Source organism: Hanamia caeni (assembly GCF_003721595.1).
In the GTDB taxonomy this organism is placed as follows: domain Bacteria; phylum Bacteroidota; class Bacteroidia; order Chitinophagales; family Chitinophagaceae; genus Ginsengibacter; species Ginsengibacter caeni.
This window is the reverse complement of the sequence record NZ_RJJR01000004.1, coordinates 334,474-360,808: the sequence shown is the minus strand read 5'-3', so window position 1 is coordinate 360,808 and position 26,335 is coordinate 334,474. Positions and strand designations below refer to the sequence as shown.

Here is a 26,335-nt window from a genome sequence, read left to right as displayed (position 1 = left end):
CCGTTACCGATGGGCCGACCATCATCATCTACATAGCATTAAATAATAAAATCAAAGAACTAATTTGTATTCATTATTTATTCGTGACACTCAATAGCCTGGATTTTGAACCAATTTAGGGTTCAAATCCAATTGCTGCTGAGGCACCGGGTAAACAAGCTGGTACGGTTGTACATTGTAATTTAAATTGTTTCCGGCTCCATCTTTTTGAGCGTTCATCACTTCGATAGCCTTGCCGGTTCTAATAAGATCAAACCGGCGATGACCTTCAAAAGCAAGTTCCAGCCTTCTCTCTGTGGCAATAGCCTGCGCCATATCCGCCTGCGTGGCGGCCGTGGTATTGGGCAAATCCACTCTTTTTCTTACCTGGTTTACCAAAGTGGCAGCGTCAGTTATATCTCCTTTGTTGTTGTACGCTTCTGCGCGCAGCAATAAAATATCAGCGAGGCGGATAGTATAGAAATCATTGGTTCCATTATTGGGATCATTGTATTTGGAAAGAATCGGGTACTTGCCAGGATTTTTCCAATAAGGGTCGCTCCATCCATAGTCAACAAAGCTGATGGAAGCATGAAGCCTTACTGAATCGCCTTCTTGTCTGAAGGTATTCACAAGATCATTAGTTGGCGTACTGAATTTTTTCCAGCCGCTCCCTATAAATTGCGATGGAATCCAATTGCCAACCACGCTCCATCCTACATAATTAAATTCCCAAATTGCCTCACTATTATTTTTATGATCGTTGTCCCATAAGAAATTAAAATCAGGTAAGAGTGAATAATCAGGAATTACTGCATCACAATAATAAGCCACTGAATCCCAGTTTGGTGTAGGCATAGAAGCATACACTTTTGCAAGAATCGAATTTACAGCACCTTTGGTTACTACCATTTTGTTGGGAGGCAGGTTATCATTCTGCACATTATCTTTTGCATACCACAAATCCTGAAGAATAGCATCGTAAACGGAATCTACGGAAGACTGGGGAACAAATGTAGATTTGATAAGGCTTTCTGAATTGGTAAGATCTGCCGGTTTTAAAATAATCGGGAGCTTTCCAAATAATCGCACCATATCAAAATAGGTAAATGCCCGCATGAATCTTGCCTCACCCAGTATCTGCGCTTTTCTTGCAGAACTTAATGCCGGATCGGCGCAGGCTTCTATCTGCGGAATAGCAATATTGATATTCCCAATAATTCCATAAGCGTCGGCCCAATCTCTTCTGATGTTATCGTTTAAAGAATTGGCTGTAAACAAATCAATGGTAATATTGGCAGCATTATCACCGCCCGCATAGCAATTGTCTGACCATACATCTCCATTGGTGATACGGTCAAGTACATTGAATTCCAAACCATATGCGTACCCCGTTTCAGCATCATAAACCCCTTGCAACAATCCTTCAGCTTCAGAAGCAGATATGGAGGCGCCGGAGGTAGTATTCGTTACCACTTGCGTTATGGGTTCCCTGTCTAATAATTTAGAACAACCTGATATTGCCAGCAGCATCAATGCCGGTAATATCCAATTGGTAAAACTTTTTATTTTATTTTTCATATAAAAATTTTTAGAAATTAATGATCAGTTTCTTACTTAAGGCTAATGTTCACACCAAATAATATCATTTTGGTTTGCGGATAAGCCCCATTGTCTATGCCCAATGAAACATTTCTATTGTCACTTGAATTATTGGAACTGCCATAAGAATTTACTTCCGGATCAAAACCTTTGTAACCGGTAATAGTGATAAGGTTGTTTCCCGAAACATAAACGCTTGCTGAACTTAAGCCCAGCCCTGATAAAAATTTAGGGTCAATGTTATAAGATAAGGTGATGGTTTTAAATCTCAAATAAGAACCATCTTCCAAAAAGCGGGAGGAAATTCGGGTATTATCAGTGCTCTGATTCACGCTTACAGCAGGAATATCAGTAATGTCTCCAGGCTTCTTCCAGCGGTTTATAATATCTGCGCTTTGATTGATGGCAGTTCTCATGGCTTCCATTTCCAAACGGCCGGCGTTAAATATTTTATTTCCCTGTGATCCCTGGATGAAGAAGGTAAGATCAAAGTTCTTGTAGGAAAGATCATTCGTCATTCCATAAATAAATTTGGGCAAAGCGCTTCCAAGCAACACACGATCTGATGGTACAGGGTTTGATGTTTTTTTGCCGTCTTTACTTAAATATAATTCCAACCCGGTTTCCGGATCAACACCTTCGGCCACATAGCCATAAAATTCTCCCAGACCATATCCCTGTATCAGGTTTATCGCGCTTCCTCTTTCATAAATACCTCCAAAAGAAGGCATGGAAGGAATTCCCATTCCGATATTCAAAACCTTATTTTGATTGAAGGAGATATTGACGCTGGTGTTCCAGTTAAAATCTTTCGTAGCCATATTTTTGCTGGAGATATAAAACTCTTCCCCGGTATTTTGCATCGAAGCTCCATTAACGGCTACAGAACTAACCGGCTGGGAAGCTACCGGATAATTAACCAAAATGTTGTTGGTTTTTTTTACATAAAAATCGCCGGTAAAAGTAAGCCTGTTATCCAGGAATCCGGCGTCGATACCTACATCAGTTTGAGTAGTAGTTTCCCAGGTTAAACTTGCGGGCGCTATATTGGCGATAGTCACCGCACCAGTCACCGGGTCTATATTTGACTTAGATAAGTAGTCATAACTGCCTATTCCTTCCTGGTTTCCGTTTTTACCCCAGCTAACTCTCAATTTCAGATCGCTGATGGCGTTAATTTTTTGCATAAAGTTTTCTTTGGAAATTCTCCATCCTGCGGAGAAAGAAGGGAAAGTGGCATCGCGGTTTCCCGGCGCAAATTTGGAAGAATGATCAGACCGGATATTTGCCTGGAACAAATATTTGCCATCAAAATCATAAGTGATTCTTCCAAGATAAGACATAAGCGCCCATTCATCAATTCCGGTAGTTCCGGGCTGTTTTACGGAATCGCGCAAATACGTTTCATCCCACGATAAATGGCGGTATTGAGGTTTTAAAAAAGATCCGCTCAGGTAATTTTGTTCTGTATGTGATTTTTGTGCGGTCCACCCAGCCAAAGCCGCTAAATGGTTTTTACCAAAATTAATTTTATAGTTAATTGTTTGTTCACTCAGCCAGGTGAGGTTATTGGTTTTGGTTTGGTTATTCTGCCCCTGGGTTTGCCGGCCATAAATGGTAAGAAATGGATCAAGAAAGAAATTAAATTTCTGATCCAGGTAATCCAGGCCAAAATGAGATGAAAAAACCAAATCTTTGGCAAGAGTGACATCTGCACCTAAATTGGATAATAAATGATTGTCATAGGTTTTATAATACCGGCCTAAAATAGCTCCGTAAGGATTTTCCCAATTGTTGCCAAAAGGATTATACCCTATAGTGGAGTCAGGGTTAAACTTGGGAACAGTGGGAGGAGTTTCAAGGGCAGATAAAACAACGCCTCCACGGGCTACGCTTAAATTGTCATCCACGCCATTGGTTTCCGAACGTGACATTAAAGTACTTGTAGAAAGGCTAAGCCATTTATTTACTTTGGTAGTCAGATTCACTCTTCCGGTAAAACGATCAAATTTAGAAGGTTCGATCATTCCGGTTTGATTAAGGTAATTGAGAGAAATGTAATGAGTGGTTTTTTCACTTCCGCCGGAAACAGACAACTGGTAATTTTGCTGATTGCCCTGGCCAATAACTTCCTTTGGCCAGTTAATATTGTTTGCCTGAATGAGCGAGTCTGTAATGGTGCCTGGCCCCCTTAATTCATTCGCATAATCCTGGTATTGTTTGGCATTGAGGACCTTCAGCATTTTTGTGGGTGAGGTGGTTCCATAGTAGGCACCTGCACTTATTTTAGATTTGCCGGGCACGCCTTTTTTAGTAGTAATTACCACCACTCCATTGGCAGCACGGGTACCATAGATTGCAGCAGAAGCTGCGTCTTTCAAAATGGAAATGCTCGCAATGTCATCGGGATTAAATTCTGAAATATCAGTAGTGGGTATTCCATCCACAATATACAAGGGATCATTACCGGCACTGATAGACGAGGAGCCCCGGATACGGATACTAAGTCCCGCAGCGGGTTTCCCTGAATTGGAAGTAACCTGCACTCCGGCAGCTTTTCCCTGTAAGGCCTCTCCGGCGTCAATGATAGGGCGATTCTCAATATCTTTCGAAGTAACAACGCTAACTGCACCTGTCAGATCTTCTTTCTTTTGAGTGCCATACCCAATAACCACCACGTCGGTTAATGAAGTCGTCAGCGGTTGTAAGACGATATTTATTGTAGTTTGGTTATTAACGTTGATTTCCCTGGTTTCAAAGCCAACATAGGAAACAACCAACACCGCATCGGGCGCAACAGAAATACTGTAAGACCCATTGGCCTCAGAAGTAACGCCGATGGTACTTCCTTTTATATGTATGGAAGCTCCGATTAAAGGGCTTCCGTCAGATCCTGAAACCACACCTGTAACGGTAATATTTTGCGGGGTTTGTAATTGAACCGATTGAATAACCACAAGGTTATCCGGCAATAATTTGTATTTTAAATTGGTATTTTTCAAAAGAACATCCATTGTTTGCGAAATGGTAAATTCCCTTATATTCAGGTTCACTTTCGATTGTAAAGCCGGAAGGTCGGTATTATACAAAAAGCGGTAAGTGCCCAGTTTTTCTATTTTCTGAATAACATTTTCAATTTTTGCATTCCTGATAGCCAGGGAAATGTTTGGCTGTGCTTTGGTATCGGCATTCGTTTTCAATACTCCCAGCAGAAAAAACAGAATAGTGAGTCTCATGATTAAAAGAGCTTTTGAAAATTCTTTGGAGAAATACCGCAAATGCGGATGTCTTTTTTTCATATATTTATGTTTAGGGTTAAAAAATAAAATACCTTTTAGAACGGGGTAATTAAAATTTTTTAGCTATCGCGGGGGATACTGCAATATCCTCCGTTTGTATTTTGTTTGTTACTGTTTACTTTTCATTAATCCATAATCTCTACTACTTCATCATTGATTTTATAATGAAACTTTACGGTCAGTTGCAAAGCATTTAAAGCCTGCTCGATCGTTTCGTTTTCAAAAATTCCGTTGAAGTGATACTTTTCCAGGTCCTTGCTTAGGATATTGATTTTTACACCATACCAGCGCTCAAATTTTGCGGCCAGGTTATTAAAATCATCTCCATTAATCACCAAACGGTTATAAAGCCATGAGGTTTCTTCTTTAAGGCTGTCAGGCCTATTAGCCGCCAGTGTTGAAATAGAAATATCCTGGCCGCGTTCGTATTTTTTCAGAGAATCTCCGGCTTCATTTTTTTGAGGAGCGAGGTCATCTGCTTTGTCTTTTCTATAAACCAATTTTTCGTTTGGCTTCAAAATAACTTTCGGCGCGGATGGATCATCTTTGTAGTAAACTTCAATGCTTCCTCTCAGCAAAGTAGTTTCAATGGTCTGATCCTGTTCATAAGACTTTACATTAAAGACAGTACCAAGCACTTTAATGTCAATATTGGAAGTATGAACTATAAAAGGATGCGCCGCATTTTTGGTAACATCAAAATAAGCCTCACCTTCCAGATTTACCTCTCTTACATTTTTATTAAAATCCTTGGGGTAGCTTAATTTAGATGAGCCGTTCAATCTTACCACCGTTCCATCAGGCAAAATAATTTTCGACTTTGAACCCGGTTTTACAAAAACCTGTTGCAACTTTTCAGAAATGGTAGACTTATCTAGAAGATTTTTTTTAAATAAAAAACCAATCCCAAATATCAAAATAACAGATGCAGCCACATACAGCCATGCATATTTATTTCCATTTATTTTGCTGACCGGTATAAATGGTATGTGTTCTTTTTCTTCCTCCTCCTCAGCATCTAAAATGAGATGGAATCTTTCTTCTTCCATTTCATCGGTGATATCCACAGAATCGCTTTTTCCATTCCAAAAAGAGAAAATGTGGTCTGCTATTTTTTTTTCTTCAGGATGATCAATAAAATAGGCATCCAATTCTGCCAAATCATGCGGGAAAGCTTCTCCTGAAAGTTTTAGCGCCAATAAATTCCAAATCCTGTTGTCGGGATGCTGCATGAAAGTAAACGGTCTTTCATAATAAGACAGTAAACCAACATTTATCCCCTAAAACTTTTTGGATTTATTTTTTTGAGTTTGAAGAAACCGGAGTTTTTTCCAAATCTTCTTTAATAATAAAAGCAATCCGGCGAATGGCAATTGTCATTTGAGCCTCAATGGTGCTGATGGATAAGTTTAAAATTTCAGCCACTTCTTTATATTTTAAACCGTCTTCCCTTATCAGTTTAAATATCATTTTGCAGCGTGGTGGCAGGGTTTCTATTGCGCTTTTGATTTTAGTATAAGTTTCCCTGTAAATCAAAATCTGGTCAGGAGAGAGTGGATTTGCCAATTCAATATTTATGGCATCAAATGGTTGGGTGATATTTTCATGCGCCTTGGAAGACAGGTAATTCAGACAGGTATTTTTGGCGGCCGAGTAAAGATAAACTTTTACATTGCGGATATTTTCAGCGTTCTTTTTATTCTTCCAGAATTTGATAAAAACATCTTCCACTAATTCTTCGGCCACTTCATTATTCCTGGTTATAACGAAAGCAAATTGCAAAAGCTTTTTATAAAACTGGTGATATAATTGGCGAAAAGAGCTCTGGTCACCTAATGATATTTGGGTTAAAAGTTTTTTTTGATTGCCTTCAGAGAAATTGGCATCCGGATTCATTCCCATTTATTTTAGAAATTCAAGCAATAAGATTTCACCTGATTTGTTTTGTAAAATTAACCGAATTCAATTATTTGTTTCCAAATATTTGATTTGAACATTTATTTTCAGGTAAATTTTCTGAAAGCTGTTGACAGTAAATAAATAAATAACAGGAATATTTATTTTTTAATTCTAACTAATTTCTTTCCGCATACACACACTATTTGCCACATTTTTATACTGGCCGTAGTTTGGAATAACTTTATAACCAGATTTCTTATACAAAGCAATCGCTTCGGGTTGTTTTTTACCGGTTTCCAATACGCAATACGAACAGCCTAATCCGGCCGCCCAGTTTTCCAGTTGTTCTAAAACCTGAAAGGCAATTCCTTTTCGCCTGAAACCGGGCATCACAAACATTCTTTTTATTTCTACAGCTTCCGGCGAAAATTTTTTGAATGCGCCTGCGGCCACCGGTTGCTGACCCGCATAAGCGACAATAACGTTATTAATATTTTCTATTTTATTGAACTGATCATAAAAAGCATGCTCCTCTCCATCTCTTTTCGCGAGTTCTTCGTCGAGCAGCAAAACCAGTTTTTTAAAATCTTCATGAGAAGAATCGACCCGGTTAAAAGTGTACATAAGTTTTATCATTTGCGCTCAAACATTTTCATTGAACAGGAAATTATCCCGGTATGCTCCTGCGAGCCGATTCTGTTGATTATGTAAATAATAGAAAATTAAAAACATATTGGTAGTTTTTTTGCAGTGGGTAACTAAACCCTTTAGAAAAATATGAAGAAAAAAGTGACTTTTAAAAAATTGTGGAAAGTATTAAAGAATTCTTTCAAAGGCTTTTCGAATGATAGAATTACCAAAATGAGTAGTTCACTTTCATACTATACCCTTTTTTCAATGGCGCCGTTGCTGATAATTATTATTTCATTAAGCGGAATTTTTTTGGGGCAGGATGCAGCTCAGGGCAAAATATATGATCAGCTAAGCAATTTTATTGGCTCCAATGCGGCCTCACAACTGCAAACTATGATTCAAAATGCATCGCTTTCCGGAAAGAGTAAGTTGGCTGCTATTATCGGGATAGTTACTTTAATTGTAGGGGCTACAACGGTTTTTGCACAAATACAGGATACTATTAATTATATCTGGGGCATAAAGCCAAAACCTAAAAAAAGCTGGCTCAATTTTTTAAAAAACAGGTTCTTGTCATTTTCGGTAATTATCGGTCTGGCATTTCTGTTATTAGTGTCTTTAACACTTTCCACTCTGATTGATGGCTTTAGCGATGCGCTAAAGGCCCATTTTCCGCAAATAACCGTTGTATTTTTGTACATAATCAACACACTCATTACCCTTATTGTAACTGCTTTAATCTTCGGAGCAATTTTTAAGGTGTTGCCAGATGCAAAAATCCGGTGGAAAGATGTTTTAACGGGAGCAATCACCACTGCTGTATTATTTATGCTGGCCAAATTCGGTATTTCGTTCTATATAAGCAAAAGCAATGTAGGAACCACGTATGGCGCTGCCGGGTCGCTTGTAATTTTACTGTTGTGGGTATATTTTTCAGCAATGATACTTTATTTTGGGGCGGAATTCACGAAGGCGTATGCGGTTGAATTCGGTGCGGAAATCCGTCCAGATGATTATGCCGTAACCACAAAAATTGTGGAGGTGGAAGTCGGCAAAAAATCAATACAGGAGAAAGAAAATACAGAATTGAAAACCCATGAAGTGGGTAAGAAATCTTAGTGCCTTTCGGAAAAACTGCAGGAATAGTAAAGCAGCAAATAGTACTAAATTTTATTTAGTGCTCATGCACAAAACGGTTATTTTAATTCAGCCACCGAAGAGTCTGAACTTCTTTTTTTACGAATTACATTCTCTGATTTTACAGGTATTTCGATTAGCACTTCACACCCTTTTCCGGGATTAGAATTAATACTAAAATCTCCCCGGAATAACTCAGTTCTTCTTTTCATATTTGAAATGCCTATTCCACCGCTAAAATTATCCATTTCAAACCCGACACCGTCATCCGAAATGCGCATTTTTAGCTTATGCTTTGATATTAAAACTTCAACCCCGATATTTTTACAATGCGCATATTTTACAATGTTCCGCAATTGCTCCTGTAAAATTCTGTATAAGTTGAGCTGTATATCATGGTCAATTTCCAGATCAGCAATCAATGGATCAAAGAAAAGAGAAATAGTGTATTTGTTTTCAATATTGCTGCTTTTTAACAACATTGAGAAGGCTTCTTCCAGCGTTGAATCATTAAAAAATGCCGGAGCCAGCCTGTGAGAAAGATTACGGATTTCGCGGGTAGCTAATTTTATATAATCCCTGCATTGCCCAAACAGTTCCATGCCATGGGGGTTGATTGATTTTTTTAAAACGCCCAGAGTGATGTGTGTTGTAGCTAAAATCTGGCAAATATTGTCGTGCAATTCAGCGCCTATCTCAAATCTTTCATTTTCCTGAGTCTTAATTATAGCCCTGGTAATCTGCTGCTCCATCCGGATTTTTTCCGTAACATCCGTTATAATTACGATCCTGTATTTTTTTTCATTTATATGAATAAAGGTGGCCTGAATTTCTACATCCAAAAGTTCTCCGTATTTGGTATAATGCTTCGTTTTCTTTTGAAAAGCTTGCTTACTTCCTTCAATTTGCTTTAGGGTCTGTTTCAGAAGATCTACGTCTTCCTCAAGTTTTATATCCCTGAGAGTAAGCGCCCGAAATTCTTCCATCGTGTATCCATACAATTCGACCGCGGCGTGATTTACCTGGATAATTTTCAGCGTTTCCGGTTCATAAATCCAGATGGGTTGTGGATTTAGCCTAAAAAGATCGCTATACCGTTTTTCAGATTCCCAAAGTTCATGTACTCTTTTTTTTCTTTCGAGGCAATAAAGAATGCTTTTATAGAGAGAAGAAGCATTTAAATCATTTTTTATTAAATAGTCTGATACGCCATATGAAATAGACTTGATGCTAAATCCCACATCAGAAAAATCGGTCAAAATAATTACCGGAATATCTTTTACCATTTCCAGCACTTCGTTAATTAATTCTGTACCAAACTTGTCGGGTAGCGACAAATCCAAAAGGATAATATCAAACTGGTTATTCTTCTTTAAAATGTCGGAGGCTTTTAAAAAATTACTTACGACAGTTATGTGCGGATCTTGAATCTGTTCCGATAAATATTCCTGTATAAGAACAATATCTCCCGGATTATCCTCGATAAGTAAGATATAATAGTCACTACTGTCTTTGGTCATTTTCTATTCTGTTTTTCTTCGGTAGGGTTACTGTTGAAAGCCAAAAATTTTCAATTTTAGAAACGATACTAAAAAAGCTTTCGATATCCATTGGCTTGGTTATATAACAATTTGCATAGTTTTCATAGCACTTATTAACATCATTCATGGAAGAAGACGTTGATAACACAATAACGGGAATATGCTTTAAATTCGTATCCGCTTTCAAAAATTGTAATACCTCAAATCCGTTTTTCCTTGGAAGATTTAAGTCAAGTAATATTAAATCCGGGACTTTTACATGCAGGTATTGATGTCTCTTCAATAAAAAATCAATTGCTGACTCACCATCCCTGACCACGCTGAGGTCGGATGCCAACTTTGCACTTTCAAAGGCTTCCGAGGTGAGTATTACATCCCCTTCGTTATCCTCCACCAATAAAATGTGCATTCTTTCCAAAGGGGTAGTTTTAAAACTTAGAAATTAAATATGCCAAAGCAAAGATAATTGATAAAACTAACGGGGATTTCGCTTGGCTGCTAAATAATATTGTTTGCGAATTAAATTTCACCACACAATACAACTGAAATGAAGGGAATTATTTCCAGAGTCCCATTCTTCTGAAAAAATCGGAAACGGACAGAATATATTTTTTTTAATTTAACCGGAAGTGAGGCGAACCCTCCAAAAAATGTAGAACAATTTCCTTAACAAGTTGAAAATGTTTACTACCTTTATGTCTTATCAAATTATGTTTGTCGCGTCTTTCAAGGATTTTCAACATAGTTTGCAGCAAACCAACTAATTGGCATGCTATTAGAAATGAAAATGTCTTAATAGAAAACCAACCATCTATATTAATAAGATAGTATATTTTTATAGAATTATCTTCTTAATGTAGTTCATCAATCCTACGAATTACTGCAAATCTTAAAAAGATAAAAATGCAGAATAATTGGTACGCAGTTTACACAAAGCTACACTGCGAAAGAAAAGTATCGCTTTCCTTGACTAAAAAAAATATTGAGAATTTTTGCCCTTTGATTAAAAAGGAAGGTAAACATTTATTTAGGAAAACTATTACAGTTGAAGCCTTGTTCAAGTCTTATGTATTTGTAAAAACTTCCGAAGAAATTATTAATAATATTAGTAAAGAAATAAACGGCGTGGTAAGTTTATTTTATTGGAAGGGTAAGCCTGCTATTATTAAGGACGAAGAAATTTATGCTATACAAGACTTTCTTAAATATCATAAAGACATAACCGTAGAACAGACACAAGTTTTTATCGACAAAAGAGATTCCACTTCCTCTTATTTCATGGATGGACAAATACTCCTCATAAAAAACAGGACTATGAAGCTTACGCTACCATCGCTTGGCCTCTCAATGGTGGCTAAATATGAGCCATCTGAAAAAGGTGTTATAGGAAGAGAAATTGTTTTTGGGAACAGAGATCTTATTGTTCATTCCTGATAAAATAGCCCCACTTCAATATTTAATCTACTATTTATTTTTGCTCAATCTTTCCGCGGTTTATCAGCCGTAAGGCAGATGGAAGTACAATAAGTAAAAGCGGAAGTGCAGCTATAAAGCCACCAATAACTGCAATCGCTAACGGCTGATGCAATTCTGCGCCGGTACCAATGCCCAATGCCAGCGGCATTAATGCAATGATGGCGCCTAAAGCAGTCATCAACTTGGGGCGGAGGCGGGTGGATATGGCATATACAATGGAATCGTCCACACTTTGATTTTCCTGCAATGATTGTCTGAATTGCAAATACGTGAAGATGGCATTTTCGCCAATAATACCGACAATCATAATCAGGCCGGTATAACTGCCCACATTCAAAGGCGTATTGGTAATGTAAAGAGCAATATAACTTCCGGCAATTCCTAACACGGCGATAACCAAAATGGTTAATGCCACAGAAAAATCACGGAATAAAAAAAGAATTACTCCAAACACCAAAAAGCTTGAGATAATTAAAATGAGCAGCAGTTCATGAAAGGATTGTTGTTGTTCGGCATAAGCGCCGCCGTATTCTACATGATAGCCTTGCGGCATGGCTAATTGCGATTTTACTTCTTTTTGAATATCTTTCATTACGCTGCCCAGGTCGCGGTTTTCAAGTCGGGCAGTAACCACGCCCATGGATTGCAGGTTTTCTCTTTGGATTTCTGCATCACCGGAATTTAATTGAATAGTTGCTAACTGTGTGATAGGAATCAACCTGCCTGATGGTGAAAATATTTTAATTTGCTTCAGGCCTTCAATACTATTCTCACTAACAGGAAATTTAATCCGGATAACCGATAGCTGTTCTTTTTCCAAAATGCCATTGTTTACCAGCACACCCTGCAACGTCATTTGCATCTGTGTTTGCAGCGATTGTGGCGTAATGCCATATTGCGCGAGGGCTGTATTGTTTGGAATAATGCTCACCGAAGGACCGGCAATCACAATGCCATTGAATACATCTGCAGTGCCCGGCACTTGGCTGATAATTTCAGCCGTTTGCTCCGAAAAATGCTGCAACTTTTTAGTGTCATCGCCAAAGACTTTAATTTCAATCGGCTGCACAGAAGTCATAAGGTCGCCTAGCATGTCGCCAATAACCTGCCCAAAATCAACCGTGAGTGCCGGTTGCGATGCTTCTATTCGTTGCCTTAATTCACTGGTAACTTCCTGCGTGGTGCGGTTGCGTCTCTTCTTTAGTTGAATCAGGTAATCGCCATTATTGGGTTCTGTAATAAAGAAACCCATTTGCGTTCCTGTTCTCCTTGAATAGGCTTCCACTTCGGGAACAGAAGTAATGATTTTTTCAACCTGTCGCAGCATGCGGTCGGTTTCTTCCAGCGAGGTGCCGGGTGGCGAATTGTAATCAAGCACAATACTGCCTTCATCCATTTCAGGTAAAAAACCTGTTTCCAGTCTGGGTAAAATCAGCCAGATAGAAATACCAAAAACTGCCACGATAATAAAGCTGATATAAGGTTTATGGATGAAAAACGAAACCCACTTTTGCTTTTTTACTTCACGCGGCTTTTCTTTCACTTTTGCAACCTTCTTTTCTTTTGTCAGCAATAAATAAATCACCGGCAGGCAAATCCATGTAACAAAAAAAGAAGAGACTAATGTAATGATCATGGTGTTGGTCATTACTTTAAAATAAGCACCTGCCACGCCGCTCATCAATTCAAATGGAATAAAAATAACAATGGTGCTGAGTGAAGAGCCAACCATGGCGGGGAACAAATAATGAATGGCTTTTTGCACTACACTTTTCGATGGTTCATCCGGATGTTCTTCATGCGACCGGTATATTTGTTCTACCACCACAATAGCATCATCTATTATCAGACCAATGGCAGCAGCAATAGCGCCCAATGTCATTATGTTCAGTGTGTAGCCAACCGTGTACATGGCAATCAGGGAAAGGCATATCGTGATTGGAATAGTAATTAAAATTGTGGCACTTGCTTTAACAGACCTAAGAAAAATAATCGCTACAACAATCGCCAGCACTAACCCAATCCACAAACTATCGGTTACACTTTTAACCGCATCATTTACAAAATTGGCCTGCACATAATAGGGACGTAGCGTCACACCTTGGGAAAGTGTTTTTTTTAATTCTTCCACTTTTTTAGCCATACCATCTGATACAGATATCAGGTTGGCATTGGGTTGCTTAATGATAGCTATCAACAAACTTTCTTTTCCATTGGCATTTATTTTCGTGTATTCTACACCGGGACTGATGGTGATGTCTGAAATATCTTTTAGCTGAACAATACGTTTACCGTTGTTGGAAATAACAAGGTTTTTCAGTTCATCCAATGAATGTACTGTAGCATCAGTAATGGAAAGATACAGCAGGCGATAGTCTGATAAATAACCGTTGGATTGTATGAAATTGGTTTGATTTAAGGTGGCAACCAGCATATCCGGTGTGATGCCCAGCGTACTCATTTTTTGCGGGTTCAGCGTAAGCCAATATTCTTTTTGTTTACCGCCAATAATCCGCACTTCGGATACGCCTTTTACCTGCGACAAAAAAGGTTTGATGGTATAAAGCGCCAGCATCTTCATATCAATTGCCGTGTGGCTGTTGCTGTTTGTTTCTAATGCATACCCGATTACCGGCAGAATGGAAGGGTTCATTCTTTCAGCAGTAATCTGAACACTTGCCGGAAGTGTGTTTTGAATTTGCGCTATCCTTGCTTCAATGCGCTGAAGGCTCAAATCCACATTCGCATTCCAGTTGAGAAAAGCAGAAATTTCGCAACTGCCCCGGCTGGTGGTACTGCGTACATAATCAAGGTCGGGTACCTTTTTAATAGCATTTTCCAAAGGACGGGTAACGGTTACCATCATTTGGTTTACCGGTTGTAATCCCGCATCGGCGATAACTTTAATTTTCGGAAAAGTAATTTCAGGAAAAAGAGAAGTTTGCAAACTGCTGTATACGAAAATCCCACCCATGATGATGAGCGAAATGACAACCGTAAGCGGATTTTTATATGTTATGAAAAAGTTTTTCATTGAACTTCCTTCATGATTTTTACTTTGGCAGTATCGGGTAAACCATAATTTCCTGTAAGCAAAATTTTATCCTGTGGTGAAAATTGAGGCTTTAGAATTTCCACCAGGTCCGCTGTTTCCATTCCTTTTACCACCGGCACTTTTACAGCCGTAGCAGATTCAATCATCTTCATTACCCAAAAACTATTTTGCGCTTCATCTGCCAGCACAGCGGTTTTGGGAAGCGTTGTCGCATTCATTTTTTCTGCCTTCACAATGCGCACCTTTGCAATTAGGTTTTGTGGAATGTTTTGAGAAACGGGAACTTTAATCAGTACATTTTGCGTTTGAGATGCCGAATCCACGTTAGGCAGTATATTAGAAACGACACCATTTACGTGTGTTCCATCCGGCATATCTACCTGTACGCTCTTGCCGGTACTTATATAACGACGCAATTCAACAGGAAGATTCAAAATAAATCCGAAGCTTTTTGCATCGGCAAGCACAGCAAGCTGTTCGCCATCCTGAACATAATCGCCGGCCTGGTGGTCAAGGCTTTGAATATATCCACCGGCCGAAGCTTTAATTTGAATAATACCTGAAAAATGAAAGGAAGAATCGAGTTTATTAATGGTATTTCCCAGGGCATGTGCCTCTTTCGTTTGCAGCGTAAATGCCGGTTGCCCTGAATGTACCATTTCGCCAATCTTAATATGTATCGATGTGAGATAGCCATTGGCAGAGGCTTTTATAACATTGTTTTGCTGGTAGGTGGCTGTTGCATTCAGTTCTACATAGTCGTCCAAGTTTCTTGTTTCAACAGAAGTTACTGTGACCGGTGTGCCTGCTTCTTCCGTTGCAGACTGCTCTGCATCTGACGACGGCTGTTTATTTTTACAGGCAACAAGTAACAGTAAAAGAGCAAATAGTATTAAAAAATATTTTCTCATGGATAGATTTATTGATGCCAATAATTAATCTGGTTTATAATTCGCAAACGGCTGATGGTATTTTGCGTGAGCATATTTTGCGCACTCAAATAATTATTGATTGCAATTACATAATCACGCATCAGAATATCACCGGCCTGCAGCAATTTATTATTCGCTAAGATGAGCGTATGCGCGTATTCAATTTGTTTATTGATTTTGGGCACCAGCGAATCAATGCCAATCAGTTGTTGCTTTAACACTGCAATCTGTTGCGTGTACTGGTTTACAAAAAACTGCTTGTTCGTCTCACGAGTCCGCTCACGGATATTCACCTGTGTATATTTCATTTGTTTTTGATGCCCGTCATAAATCGGAATCGTCAGGCTCAGGCCGGCACTGAAACCAAAATTTTTATACGGCGTTACCTGCAGGCTGGAATTGTATCCCCCGTCCACATAAGCGCCGATCTTTGGTTTATATTGATAAGATATTAATTCCTTTTCATTGGCAAGACGAAGGCTGTCAGTTGTAAAGGCTTTTAAAAAAACAGGCTGCTCTGCATTATTTTCCAGTGCTTTCTCTATATCAGGTTTTTCTAAATGCTGAACAGTGGTATCAACAATTCCGGCGAGATAATTCAGCGTTAAATAATCTGCTGCATATTGGTTCTGAGCCTGTAGGTATGCAAGTTCCTGCTGCTGCATCGTTACATAAAAATTCAGGTAATCGGTTTGCTTAAACACGTTTTGCTCTGCCAATTTTTTAAGCAGCAACTCTTCTTCCTTCATCAGGTCAAAAACTTCTTCGGTATACTCAACACCTAATTGGTCTGCATATGCGGTAACGTATTGGTCTGTGATAGTTCTTACTAAATCTCTTTGCGATAACTGAATCGTATCAACCAAAGCTCTTCTTTGCAAGTCAAGCGTTCGCAACTGAGTCACCATATTCTTTGGCGTAATAAAATTTCTGTTGACCTGGAAGATAGCTGTAACATTAGCAAAATTGGTAATCGCAGGATCGTAGCCCCAACCATGAATAACCGGTGCATAGCTATCCGTGTTTAAAAAATTCAAGTGCGTCTTCAATGAAGCTCTCAGCATCTGGCTGTCTATCTGCGCAATCAAAATCTGATTTTGATAATCCTTTATCACAGGACTGTTTTGCGAAGCTTGCTGAAGAAAATAATCAAGCGAATGAATTTGCGCATGACCAAACAACGCAGTGAAAAAAAATAGCACACTAAGAACTATATCCTTCATCCTTTTCTGAGACTTTATTTTACCCAATCAATGTTAATTTATTTCAACTTCCTTCTTAGGTTGAAGAGGATGGCAGTTGGTATCAAATAAAACATCTTTACCTGCTACATCTGCTTCATAATTCAATTCGCCATTAGCCTTTACAATTTTTTGCCATCTCTTCTCATCGTAAAAATTTTTTAAGTAAACGTAAAAGTGAATTCTGGTGAAATTCTGAAGCGTGATATTTTTAAAATGACCAACAGTTTTTCAGACTTCAGAATTTTTACAGAATTATTCTTCAACTTTAGTGCTGCTTAAAAAATCAATTATGTGGTGGACATATGCTTTGCTTTCGGCTTTTTTCGCAGCCCTTACAGCCATTTTTGCCAAAGTAGGCGTCAAGGGTGTGGATTCTGATCTGGCTACAGCTATCAGGACTGTGGTTATCCTTATCCTCGCCTGGACGATTGCTCTTGTAAAAGGAGGTGCGGGATCTATTACCACCTTATCAAAACAAAATATTATTTTTCTTGTGTTGTCGGGTATCGCCACCGGCCTTTCATGGATATTTTATTTCAGGGCTTTGCAATTGGGAAATGTATCACAGGTAGCGCCGGTGGACAAGCTAAGCGTTGCGTTAGCCATCATCCTCTCGGCATTATTTTTAGGTGAAACGCTGACGTGGAAAACCGCTGCGGGCGCTATATTAATTATCATAGGCACCCTTATAATCATTAAGTAATTATGAAGATTTTAATTGTGGAAGATGAAAAAGAATTGTCGCAAAGCATTTGTGATTACCTGAGTAATGAACAGTTTACCTGTGAACAGGCCTTTGATTTTGACACTGCCTTAGAAAAGATTTCGTTGTATGATTATGCCTGTATCGTGCTGGATATAACGCTGCCAAACGGAAGCGGGATGGACATTTTAAAAGAACTGAAAAGAGACAATAAAATAGATGGTGTATTAATTATTTCTGCAAAAAATTCCATTGATGATAAAGTCACCGGATTAAAGGAAGGAGCAGATGATTACCTCTCAAAACCTTTTCATTTATCAGAACTGGCAGCAAGGGTGGAGGCCATCATACGCCGTAAATCTTTTGATGGCAAAAACATTATCCGGTTTGATATGATAGAATTGGACCTGAACGAAAAAACGGTAACTGTTGATGATAGCCTGGTTGAGCTAACCAAAAAAGAATACGAACTGCTGCTCTATTTTATCAGTAATAAAAACAAGGTTATCACAAAAAATGCAATCGTAATTCATCTGTGGGGCGATGATATGGACATGGCAGATAATTATGATTTTATCTACACCCATATTAAAAACCTGCGGCGAAAATTGATGAAAGCCGGAGCGGATGACTATATCAAATCGGTTTATGGAATGGGATATAAATTTTCGTTAGCATGAAGCTTTTTGCAAAATACAGCCGGATAAACGTGGTAGCCACCGTAATCATTTTTTTGATTGCCTGCATCGCGTTTTATTTTACGCTGCATTATGTATTAATGTCACAAATAGACCAGGATTTGAAAATTGAACAAAGGGAAATTGAAACTTTTGTAAAAGAACACAACCGCTTACCGGAAAATATTTCTGTAAAAGATCAACTGATCCGGTATCAGCCAATTCAGAAAAATCTTACGCCCCGGTTTACAACCCGCTTTGTCAAAGAGCACGACGGCGATGGCGGTGGTGAAAAATTCAGGCAACTTGCATTTAGCACCAAAGTTGGACAGCAATGGTACCAGGCAACAGTATCCAAATCTTTGGAGGCAACGGAAAACCTCACCCAGTCAATTTTAATCATTGCTTTTATTACTATTCTTGTGATACTGCTGGTTACTTTCCTTATTAACCGGATCGTTCTGAAACGAATCTGGAAGCCATTTTATCAGTCGCTGGATGCGGTAAAAGATTTTAAAGTAGGAGAAACAGCGGCTCTGCAATTATCGCCTTCAGCCATTAATGAGTTTCAATTGATGAACCAAACACTTGAGAAAATAACCCGGCAGGCAAAGTTGGATTACTTGTCATTAAAAACATTCAGCGAAAACGCTTCGCACGAAATTCAAACGCCATTAGCCGTCATCCGCTCCAAGCTGGACCTAATCTTACAGGACGAAAGTCTTACCCAAAAGCAGAGTGAAGCTTTGCAGGCAGCTTACAATTCGTTACAAAAACTTACCAGGCTTAACCAGTCGCTTTTGTTGCTGGCAAAAATTGAAAACAACCAGTTTGAAACACTTCAATCCGTTGATTTAAAATCGATGCTGCAAGAAAAGGTAACCGATTTTAATGAGCTTTGGCAAACAGAGAACATTTCATTGCATGCTGATTTGCTTCCTGCAGTAGTAAGCATGAACAAAGATCTTGCTGAAATTTTAATCAATAATCTGTTAAGCAACGCCACGAGGCACAATTACAACGGCGGAGAGATTTCTATCAGCCTCACCAAAAATTTTCTGGAAATTGCGAACACCAGCACACAATCGATGCTTATTGAAACAATGCTTTACCGCCGTTTTTTAAAACCGATTCATCAGAGTGATAGCAATGGCCTGGGCCTTTCCATCATCAAACAAATTTGTGATACTTCCGGCTTTTCCATCCAATATAGCTTTAACCAAAACAAACACAGGTTTGTTATTTCTTTTAATGCTGCAAAAAGTTATCGTGATGAATCAAAAGTGAATCCAATAAAATGAAGGGTGGCACCTATAATGTTACAACTGTATTGGCATCGTTGAGATCTTTTAATTAGAAATCGGATGCACACATAACCCTGAAAGTCCGGACTTAGAAGTAGAGCAATGCCAAATGCAAATAAAAATTACGATATTTCCTTATTTACTGTTTGCAACTATTATTTCCCCGATACAAAATTTGAAAAACGCAGTATATTTATTGTTTCGGACGACAGGTAACAAAATGGCAACAGGAAAAAATATTGATATAAAAGTAAAGAAGGCTTTACTTGATATCTTTTCCATTTGAAATCGAAAAAGTCTTTAAAACATAAACTTCTAATCTTTCACACAACGAAATCCCGTATGTTCCAAACCGGTATCAGGACTGCTTTTCATGCGACGGGCCACACGATAACCGCTGCAATAACTGTCATTGCATAAAAAACTCCCGCCCCGCAAACTTCTTTTAGGCGTATATGGTTCCATTGGATCATAGCTTTTTGCAGGCCCTTTTGGATATACTGCTACCTTGTTGGCAAATGTTTGATAATAATTGGCGTCGTACCAGTCGCTACACCATTCCCAAACATTTCCCGCCATATCGTAAAGTCCATAACGGTTAGGCATAAACGATTTTACAGGCGCCAGTTTTACAAATCCATCCTTATCATCATTATAGTAGGGAAATTTACCACCCCAGGAATTGGCTTTGGCTTTGCCTTCATTTATCGATTCATTTCCCCAGGGATAAATATTATTTTCAAGGCCTCCTCTTGCAGCATACTCCCATTCAGCCTCGGTCGGTAAGCGCTTTCCGGCCCATTTACAATAAGCCATCGCATCATACCAGCTCACCTGTACGACGGGATAATTTTCTTTCCCTACAATACTGCTACCGGGGCCTTCGGGATGCTGCCAATCTGCGCCTTTTACCCAACTCCACCACTGGCTGTAATCGTTTAAATCAACGGGCCCGGAAGTCTGGCGAAAGACCAGCGATGCCGCTACTAATACACTGTCGGGTGGCTTTGGCGTACCAGGAGGAAGGGTCGATTTCATCTCTTCCCAATTTGGTTTTCTTTCTGCAGTGGTAACGTAATGAGTTGCTTTTACAAATTTTGCAAACTCTGCATTGGTCACCTCATTGGCATCCATCCAAAAACTACCTACCCGAACTTTGTGTTTTGGATATTCATCCGCACTTGCCTGGGAATTATCGCCGCCCATCATGAAAGTGCCGCCTTTTATGAACACCATTCCTTTAGCAGAAGTATCACCATTAAATTTTAATGAAGAATCAACAGGAGTAGCTGAAAACCTCGCAGGTACCATCATACAGGATGTAGCAGAATCTTTTTTTGCCTCTATCGTTGTTGCGTTCCTGTTTTGATTGCATGAGAACAACAGTAAAGCAACAGATAAGAAGAAAATATTTTTTACCGATTTTGAGTTCATTGATTGTTCTTTTGTCCTAAGTCTTTTTTGAGTTTTGGAATCCCCAACGGAACTCCGGAATAAGCCGGGTAAAAATTATCCGGGTCTGTTCTGTCAAAAGTATAATAAATAGTAAGTCCGGGCATTTCGGCGGTGATTTTTTATTTCATTGAATCATGGGTACCCTTGCAGCGGTAATAATCGGGTAGTACATGCTTCCTGAATATTTTACAGTATCTGCTGTTTCGTGCAGTAACTGTAGCGAAAACAATACGGGTAAGAAAACCAGAACTATTTTTAACGTTTTTTCGTTCCTTTTAATTTTCACTATTAATTCTTTTGTTGCCCGTAACTCCTGCTTTTTATTTTTTCCAGGTCGCCTGACAATTTTTTTACTATTTCGGGATATTTTTCTGCAAGGTTATTTTTCTCTCCTATATCATTTTTCAGATTGTATAATTGCGGTCTAGGAGAATTACCGCTTTCGATTGCGGTAAGTTTATAATAAGATACCCCCTTATTGGGTTCTATATATTTCCATCCATTTTTTACGATCGAAAGCGCCCCGCCCTGCTCTACCAGTTCCGACCGGCCATTATTATTTTTACCCATCAGTGCATCCAACATATTTTCACTATCCATAGCATCGCCGGCAGGAATTTTTTGGTTAAGAAGTTTGGAAAATGAAGCCAGCAAATCCACCTGGCAAATCAAAGCGTCGGAAACTTTCGATTTGATTTTTCCGGGCCAGCTAATTATAAAAGGAATTCTTGTGCCTGCCTCGAAGGCGCTGTATTTCCCACCACGTAACGGCCCCCAGGGTGTGTGACCGTTCAATTGTGTGACGGCTCCATCCTGGTAACCGTCATCCAGCACTGGTCCGTTATCGCTGGAAAAAATGATAATAGTATTTTTTTCAATGCCTGATTCCTCTACTTCTTTCAAAATTTCTCCTACCGCCCAATCCATCTCTAAAATAGCATCGCCTCTAAATCCTAAACCACTTTTCCCTTTGAACATAGTCGCCGGCATGCGCGGTACATGTGGCTCGGTCATTGCATAATAAAGAAAGAAAGGATGTTGTTTATTTTGCTCAATAAAATTTTTAGCTTTTTGCAAGAATGTAAGCGGCATTTCTTCATCTGTCCACCTTGCCGTATGTCCCCCGCTCATGTAGCCAATACGCCCGATACCATTGACAATCGTTTGATCGTGCCCCTGCCCTGGCGATGATTTCATTTTTAAAAGTTCGGGGTGTTCTTTACCTGTTGGGTCATTGCCGACTTTATGGTCATAACTTACTTCAATAGGATCGGCGCTGTCGACTGCAATCACGCGATGGTTTTCTAAAAAAACAGTTGGCACCCTGTCTGCAGTGGCGGGAAAAATAAAAGAATAATCAAAGCCTGCTTCGTTAGGGCCTGGTTTTATTTCTCCATTCCAGTTTTTTTCAACCTGCCCACCTAAACCAAGATGCCATTTGCCTACTATGCCTGTTGTATACCCCGCATTTTTAAAAACTTTTGGCAAGGTAGTTTTATCTGTAGGAATGATCAGCGCCGCATCGCCGGGCAGAATGTGTGTTCCCTCCTGTCGCCATGGATAGCGGCCTGTCAACAGGGCATAACGGGAGGGCGTACACGTAGCTGAAGTACTGTGGGCGTCGGTAAACCGGATACCATGAGATGACAGGCGGTCCACATTCGGCGTAGCGATTTTTGTTGCTCCATAACAGCTCAAATCTCCATACCCAAGGTCATCGACATAGATGTAAATGACGTTGGGTTTTAGTGTTGTTTTCTTTTGCGCCTGTGCAGAGGGAAAAAAGAAAGAGCTTAATAAGATAAAACAGGTAATTTTTACAGCCATCGCTTTTTTACACAAATTAATAGATGCATCAAAAGCCGGAAAATATGAATTGCCATGAATTGTGCCTTTACTGTGAATTTTTGTTTGAATAAAATATTTCATCCGGGAAAGGTACCAGCTTTCCGGTTGCTCTAAAAGTAGGCATTTGGGCATGTTCATTTTTTAATTTTTCAGTTAATAATTGAGCCAGCTCTTGTGTTTTTTCCGGAAATTTATCAGCTACATTGTTCCATTCGCGGATATCTTTCGCCAGGTTATAAAGCTCGAGCCTGCTATATTTTTCAAAATAGATCAACTTCCAATCGCCTTTGCGAATAGAGCAAAGCCATGAATTGTCTTCACCTAAATCACCACCCGCCCAGTCATTGGGAAAATTCCAGACAAGCTCCCGTTCGTCATCTTTTAATGCAGGATTTTTTAAATAAGGAATGATGGATTGGCCATCCACATGCTGAACAGTTTTATAATTTTTGATTTCTGCCATTTTTAATAACGTGGGAAAAAAATCCTGGATAATAACATATTGGTTGCTCACAGTTGCTGGCCTGGTAACGCCCGGCCATCGCACCATCATGGGTTCACGAACGCCGCCCTCATATAAAGAGCCTTTGCCGCCACGCAATGGATAATTTTGTGTATTGTCTTTGCCTTCACGGGGCCGATGGGAATATCCTCCATTGTCCGACATAAATATCACGATAGTATTTTTTTCCAGATGATGTTCTTTTAAATAATCCAGCAGTTCGCCCAAACTTTTATCCATTCCTTCAAGCAGAGCGCAATAAGCTGCTTCAGGTTTTGTATAGCCTTCGTCAAGATATTTTTGGATAAATCTTTTGTCTGCGTTGTAAGGCAGATGCACTGCATAATGCGCCATGTACAGGAAGAAAGGCTTGTGCTGTATGCGCGCCGTATCCATTGCTTTTTTGGCTTCGACTGTAAGGTCTTCTGTGAGGAAAGTAGGCGTTTGCCAGTATTGCTGCATGTTAGGAATATCGGCTTGCAGTTTAAAATGTTTTGGGTCATAGCCAAAATCATCTTCAGCAAGATAGGAAGCAGGATTTCCGGCAGCACTGCCGCCAATATTTTTTACAAATCCAAGGTTCAAAGGATTTGCACCCGGCGTTTCATAAGCGCCAAAATGAGCTTTGCCACATTGTATGGTATAATACCCGTTATCTTTTAAAAGCTGAGGTAACGGTGTGGCATATACGCTTTTCGGATCTTCCTGGTACGGGGAAAGTCCATTTACATTCCAGTCAGGTATTTGAAGTACACTGTCCCTGGCATCCACGGCTTGATTTTTAAAAGCTGTCCAGTTTGTAACCCGATGGCGTCCTGCATCCATACCAGTCATAAGGCTCACTCGCGAAGGAGTGCAAATAGAATTTGCATAAGCGTTTGTAAATTTTTGAGCGGTGGCAGCAAAGCGCAACATATTTGGCGTTTGAAACTTTTTGTTTTGCGTGGTAACGCTGTCCCAGAAAGGGACTGACGTGTCCTGCCATCCCATATCATCCACGAGAAAGAAAATGATGTTAGGATGCTTTGAGGTTTTTAGCTGAGCCAATGATACATTTATTGAAGTTGACATCAGAATAACAATCATTAATAAAACTTTGTTTACTGTACGCCCTTCTCTTATTTCAAAGATCATCTTCCTCATTGCAATGTTTTTTTCAAATCTCCCAGCAAATGATTGATTTGCCTGCTGATTGCGCGTCCGTTTCTATATGCAACTACTCTTATTTCCGAAGCTCCTTTAGGAGGATCCAGCGGAGTGCCTGAATATTGCGGATAAAAGTTATCAGGATCAGTGCCATCAAAAGTATAATACAAAGTAAGGCCCGGCATTTCGGTTGTGATTTTGATTTTCATTGAATCATCGTTAACCTTTACTGCAGTAATAATCGGGTCGTACATGCTTCTTGAATATTTTACAGAATCGGCATCAAGGTATTTAAAATGCCGCTCTACACGACGGGTAAAATCATTCCAGTTGCGGCTTGTTTTGGGAGACCACAACACTTCTGCAATCGCCATTGCCCGTGGCCATGTCATGTATTCCAGGTGACGGTAATTTGGAATCTTTTCTGTCCAGGTGCTTGCCTGGCCGCCTATGATAAATGTAGAATCAACTCCATCGGGCACGGGTTCAAACTGATAACAGGTGCTTAATCTTAATATTCCCGGACCAAAAGGTTCTACAGATGGGTCGCCTTGTTTGCGGCTTAAATAAGTTTCCATTATTGGGGTCATAATCACATGATGTCCCATTTTTGCAGCTTCAATACCACCCTTCATTCCACGCCAACTCATTACCGTGGCTTCAGGCGCCAGGCCGCCTTCTACAATTTCATCCCATCCAATCATTTTCTTTCCTTTTGAAATAATTAGTTTTTCCAGTTTCTTTTCAAAATAACTCTGCAATTCTGCAGGCGTTTTAATTCCTTCTTTTTGCATCAAAACCACATCTTTTGGATCTTTTGTCCAAAATTTACGGTTGGCTTCATCGCCGCCGGTATGGATATATTCATAAGGAAACAATTGAGCCACCTGCGTAAATATTTTATCCAAAATGAACCAGGTAGAATCATTGGCTACGCAAAGTACATCATCGAGGCTATCCGGTGCATACTGCGGCGATACTGCATATTGTTTCTTCGTGCAGGAGAGATTTGGATAGGCTGCAATAAGCGCCAGGCTATGAGCTGGTACGTCAATTTCAGGAAGTATATCTATAAACCGGTTTTTAGCATATTTTATAATTTCACGGATATCGTCCTGCGTATAATAGCCGCCATCGGTAGCTTCTTCGCCGGGCTGGGCAAACGTAAATGTTCCCCATTTGCCTGTTCGCGGCACGCGCCAGGCTCCTACTTCTGTAAGCTTTGGCAATCCTTTTATTTCTATTCTCCAGCCCTGGTCATCGGTAAGGTGCCAGTGAAATACATTGAATTTATATTTCGCCATTTCATCGATGTATTTCTTGATAAATTCTTTTGAAAAAAAATGACGGCTCACATCCAGCATCATGCCGCGATAACCAAAGCGTGGATAATCCGTGATTGCAACGCACGGAATTTTTAAAGAAATATTTTTCGTTTGTGCATTACCGTTACCGGGTGGAAGAAGTTGCATCATAGTTTGAACTCCATAAAAAAGGCCTTTCGGTGTATTGGCTGAAAGCTTTACTTTTTCAGCAGTAATTTTCAAACTATAACCTTCGTCACCAATGGATTTATTAGTGTTTTTATTAATTGCCAGCGAAAAAAAAGATTTGGAAGAAATGTTGTTTCCTCCAGCATTTTTCAGCGAAAAACCATAATTTTCATGAATTAATTCGGAAAGAAATACTGCTACAGCGGCTGCTCCTTTATCAGCGGAAATAACTGTGGTCTGTGCGTTCAATAAAAAATAACCCGTATGCAATTCCAGCGAAACAGGTTGCGGGATAACAGAAACTTCAGACAAATTATCCTGACTTTGAGCCAAACACGGTTTGTAAAAAAACTGGCTGATTAAAAACACGAAAACTATTTTTTGCATATTCAGGTATTTATGTTTAAGGG

Annotated in this window: 20 protein-coding genes; 5 read left to right on the top strand and 15 right to left on the bottom strand. The window is 39.4% G+C overall.

Annotated elements, in window-relative coordinates; genetic code table 11:
- Positions 1–90: 90 nt before the first annotated feature.
- The 5 genes from EFY79_RS07480 to EFY79_RS07460 form a co-directional block, all read right to left on the bottom strand.
- Positions 91–1,560, bottom strand: a complete 1,470-nt coding sequence (locus EFY79_RS07480; protein WP_199727480.1) for a RagB/SusD family nutrient uptake outer membrane protein — start codon at positions 1,558–1,560, stop codon at positions 91–93.
- Positions 1,561–1,592: 32 nt separating this feature from the next.
- Positions 1,593–4,880: a TonB-dependent receptor gene (locus EFY79_RS07475; RefSeq protein WP_123120042.1), complete on the bottom strand. Its 3,288-nt coding sequence runs from the start codon at positions 4,878–4,880 to the stop codon at positions 1,593–1,595.
- A gap of 125 nt (positions 4,881–5,005) precedes the next feature.
- Entirely contained in the window at positions 5,006–6,112 is a 1,107-nt protein-coding gene (locus EFY79_RS07470; RefSeq protein ID WP_123120041.1) for a FecR family protein, read from the bottom strand.
- Between the two features lie 64 nt (positions 6,113–6,176).
- Positions 6,177–6,776 carry an RNA polymerase sigma-70 factor gene (locus EFY79_RS07465; RefSeq protein WP_123120076.1) on the bottom strand — a complete coding sequence of 200 codons (600 nt, stop codon included), beginning with the start codon at positions 6,774–6,776 and terminating at the stop codon, positions 6,177–6,179.
- A gap of 174 nt (positions 6,777–6,950) precedes the next feature.
- Positions 6,951–7,415 (bottom strand): GNAT family N-acetyltransferase, encoded by a 465-nt coding sequence (locus tag EFY79_RS07460; RefSeq protein ID WP_233577946.1) that lies wholly within the window; start codon positions 7,413–7,415, stop codon positions 6,951–6,953.
- Between the two features lie 141 nt (positions 7,416–7,556).
- Here EFY79_RS07460 and EFY79_RS07455 point away from each other — a divergent pair, with 141 nt between their 5' ends.
- Positions 7,557–8,531, top strand: coding sequence for a YihY/virulence factor BrkB family protein (locus EFY79_RS07455; RefSeq protein ID WP_123120040.1), 975 nt, complete (start codon positions 7,557–7,559; stop codon positions 8,529–8,531).
- A 77-nt stretch (positions 8,532–8,608) separates the two neighbouring features.
- Here the strand turns inward: EFY79_RS07455 and EFY79_RS07450 are convergent, their stop codons facing one another.
- Both EFY79_RS07450 and EFY79_RS07445 read right to left on the bottom strand, forming a co-directional pair.
- Positions 8,609–10,069: a hybrid sensor histidine kinase/response regulator gene (locus tag EFY79_RS07450; RefSeq protein WP_123120039.1), complete on the bottom strand. Its 1,461-nt coding sequence runs from the start codon at positions 10,067–10,069 to the stop codon at positions 8,609–8,611.
- Positions 10,053–10,499 carry a response regulator gene (locus EFY79_RS07445; RefSeq protein ID WP_199727488.1) on the bottom strand — a complete coding sequence of 149 codons (447 nt, stop codon included), beginning with the start codon at positions 10,497–10,499 and terminating at the stop codon, positions 10,053–10,055. Before EFY79_RS07445 ends, EFY79_RS07450 begins: the two co-directional genes overlap by 17 nt.
- A 494-nt stretch (positions 10,500–10,993) precedes the next feature.
- Between EFY79_RS07445 and EFY79_RS07440 the strand changes: the two genes are divergently transcribed.
- On the top strand, positions 10,994–11,524 hold the full coding sequence (locus tag EFY79_RS07440; RefSeq protein WP_123120037.1) for a transcription termination/antitermination NusG family protein: 531 nt from the start codon (positions 10,994–10,996) through the stop codon (positions 11,522–11,524).
- Between the two features lie 34 nt (positions 11,525–11,558).
- Here the strand turns inward: EFY79_RS07440 and EFY79_RS07435 are convergent, their stop codons facing one another.
- The 3 genes from EFY79_RS07435 to EFY79_RS07425 are packed head-to-tail and all read right to left on the bottom strand — an operon-like array spanning position 11,559 to position 16,803.
- A complete protein-coding gene (locus tag EFY79_RS07435) occupies positions 11,559–14,600 on the bottom strand; it encodes an efflux RND transporter permease subunit (protein ID WP_123120036.1) in 3,042 nt (1,013 codons plus the stop codon).
- On the bottom strand, positions 14,597–15,532 hold the full coding sequence (locus tag EFY79_RS07430; protein ID WP_123120035.1) for an efflux RND transporter periplasmic adaptor subunit: 936 nt from the start codon (positions 15,530–15,532) through the stop codon (positions 14,597–14,599). The genes EFY79_RS07435 and EFY79_RS07430 overlap by 4 nt, the downstream gene beginning before the upstream one ends.
- A gap of 8 nt (positions 15,533–15,540) precedes the next feature.
- Positions 15,541–16,803, bottom strand: coding sequence for a TolC family protein (locus EFY79_RS07425; protein WP_233577945.1), 1,263 nt, complete (start codon positions 16,801–16,803; stop codon positions 15,541–15,543).
- 283 nt (positions 16,804–17,086) lie between these two features.
- On the opposite strand from EFY79_RS07425, the gene EFY79_RS07420 reads away from it, so the two are divergent.
- From EFY79_RS07420 to EFY79_RS07410, 3 genes are read left to right on the top strand one after another with little or no spacing between them, the layout of a single operon-like run.
- On the top strand, positions 17,087–17,500 hold the full coding sequence (locus EFY79_RS07420; RefSeq protein ID WP_123120074.1) for an EamA family transporter: 414 nt from the start codon (positions 17,087–17,089) through the stop codon (positions 17,498–17,500).
- A 2-nt stretch (positions 17,501–17,502) separates the two neighbouring features.
- Positions 17,503–18,180, top strand: coding sequence for a response regulator transcription factor (locus EFY79_RS07415; protein ID WP_123120033.1), 678 nt, complete (start codon positions 17,503–17,505; stop codon positions 18,178–18,180).
- Entirely contained in the window at positions 18,177–19,478 is a 1,302-nt protein-coding gene (locus EFY79_RS07410) for a sensor histidine kinase (RefSeq protein ID WP_123120032.1), read from the top strand. Before EFY79_RS07415 ends, EFY79_RS07410 begins: the two co-directional genes overlap by 4 nt.
- 318 nt (positions 19,479–19,796) lie before the next feature.
- Here EFY79_RS07410 and EFY79_RS07405 read toward each other — a convergent pair whose 3' ends face one another.
- The 5 genes from EFY79_RS07405 to EFY79_RS07385 all read right to left on the bottom strand — a co-directional run bounded on the left by EFY79_RS07405 (position 19,797) and on the right by EFY79_RS07385 (position 26,312).
- On the bottom strand, positions 19,797–20,915 hold the full coding sequence (locus EFY79_RS07405; protein ID WP_123120031.1) for a formylglycine-generating enzyme family protein: 1,119 nt from the start codon (positions 20,913–20,915) through the stop codon (positions 19,797–19,799).
- Complete coding sequence (locus EFY79_RS21880) at positions 20,912–21,040, bottom strand: hypothetical protein (protein WP_123120030.1); 129 nt, start codon at positions 21,038–21,040, stop codon at positions 20,912–20,914. Before EFY79_RS21880 ends, EFY79_RS07405 begins: the two co-directional genes overlap by 4 nt.
- Positions 21,041–21,224: 184 nt before the next feature.
- The gene (locus tag EFY79_RS07395; protein ID WP_233577944.1) at positions 21,225–22,916 is read right to left on the bottom strand and encodes a sulfatase family protein; all 1,692 of its coding nucleotides are present in this window, start codon (positions 22,914–22,916) and stop codon (positions 21,225–21,227) included.
- Positions 22,831–24,429, bottom strand: coding sequence for a sulfatase (locus EFY79_RS07390; protein ID WP_199727479.1), 1,599 nt, complete (start codon positions 24,427–24,429; stop codon positions 22,831–22,833). Before EFY79_RS07390 ends, EFY79_RS07395 begins: the two co-directional genes overlap by 86 nt.
- Positions 24,426–26,312, bottom strand: a complete 1,887-nt coding sequence (locus tag EFY79_RS07385; protein ID WP_123120029.1) for a beta-N-acetylhexosaminidase — start codon at positions 26,310–26,312, stop codon at positions 24,426–24,428. Before EFY79_RS07385 ends, EFY79_RS07390 begins: the two co-directional genes overlap by 4 nt.
- Positions 26,313–26,335 lie beyond the last annotated feature (23 nt).

Excerpts from the sequence above, each read along its gene's own strand:
- EFY79_RS07390 (WP_199727479.1), bottom strand. The coding sequence starts at position 24,429 with ATGAGGAAGATGATCTTTGAAATAAGAGAAGGGCGTACAGTAAACAAA.
- EFY79_RS07470 (WP_123120041.1), bottom strand. The coding sequence starts at position 6,112 with ATGCAGCATCCCGACAACAGGATTTGGAATTTATTGGCGCTAAAACTT.
- EFY79_RS07430 (WP_123120035.1), bottom strand. The coding sequence starts at position 15,532 with ATGAGAAAATATTTTTTAATACTATTTGCTCTTTTACTGTTACTTGTT.
- EFY79_RS07415 (WP_123120033.1), top strand. The coding sequence starts at position 17,503 with ATGAAGATTTTAATTGTGGAAGATGAAAAAGAATTGTCGCAAAGCATT.
- EFY79_RS07465 (WP_123120076.1), bottom strand. The coding sequence starts at position 6,776 with ATGAATCCGGATGCCAATTTCTCTGAAGGCAATCAAAAAAAACTTTTA.
- EFY79_RS07405 (WP_123120031.1), bottom strand. The coding sequence starts at position 20,915 with ATGAACTCAAAATCGGTAAAAAATATTTTCTTCTTATCTGTTGCTTTA.
- EFY79_RS07450 (WP_123120039.1), bottom strand. The coding sequence starts at position 10,069 with ATGACCAAAGACAGTAGTGACTATTATATCTTACTTATCGAGGATAAT.
- EFY79_RS07445 (WP_199727488.1), bottom strand. The coding sequence starts at position 10,499 with ATGCACATTTTATTGGTGGAGGATAACGAAGGGGATGTAATACTCACC.
- EFY79_RS07435 (WP_123120036.1), bottom strand. The coding sequence starts at position 14,600 with ATGAAAAACTTTTTCATAACATATAAAAATCCGCTTACGGTTGTCATT.
- EFY79_RS07475 (WP_123120042.1), bottom strand. The coding sequence starts at position 4,880 with ATGAAAAAAAGACATCCGCATTTGCGGTATTTCTCCAAAGAATTTTCA.
- EFY79_RS07395 (WP_233577944.1), bottom strand. The coding sequence starts at position 22,916 with ATGCCCAAATGCCTACTTTTAGAGCAACCGGAAAGCTGGTACCTTTCC.
- EFY79_RS07455 (WP_123120040.1), top strand. The coding sequence starts at position 7,557 with ATGAAGAAAAAAGTGACTTTTAAAAAATTGTGGAAAGTATTAAAGAAT.
- EFY79_RS07460 (WP_233577946.1), bottom strand. The coding sequence starts at position 7,415 with ATGATAAAACTTATGTACACTTTTAACCGGGTCGATTCTTCTCATGAA.
- EFY79_RS07420 (WP_123120074.1), top strand. The coding sequence starts at position 17,087 with ATGTGGTGGACATATGCTTTGCTTTCGGCTTTTTTCGCAGCCCTTACA.
- EFY79_RS21880 (WP_123120030.1), bottom strand. The coding sequence starts at position 21,040 with ATGCCCGGACTTACTATTTATTATACTTTTGACAGAACAGACCCGGAT.
- EFY79_RS07440 (WP_123120037.1), top strand. The coding sequence starts at position 10,994 with ATGCAGAATAATTGGTACGCAGTTTACACAAAGCTACACTGCGAAAGA.
- EFY79_RS07410 (WP_123120032.1), top strand. The coding sequence starts at position 18,177 with ATGAAGCTTTTTGCAAAATACAGCCGGATAAACGTGGTAGCCACCGTA.
- EFY79_RS07385 (WP_123120029.1), bottom strand. The coding sequence starts at position 26,312 with ATGCAAAAAATAGTTTTCGTGTTTTTAATCAGCCAGTTTTTTTACAAA.
- EFY79_RS07480 (WP_199727480.1), bottom strand. The coding sequence starts at position 1,560 with ATGAAAAATAAAATAAAAAGTTTTACCAATTGGATATTACCGGCATTG.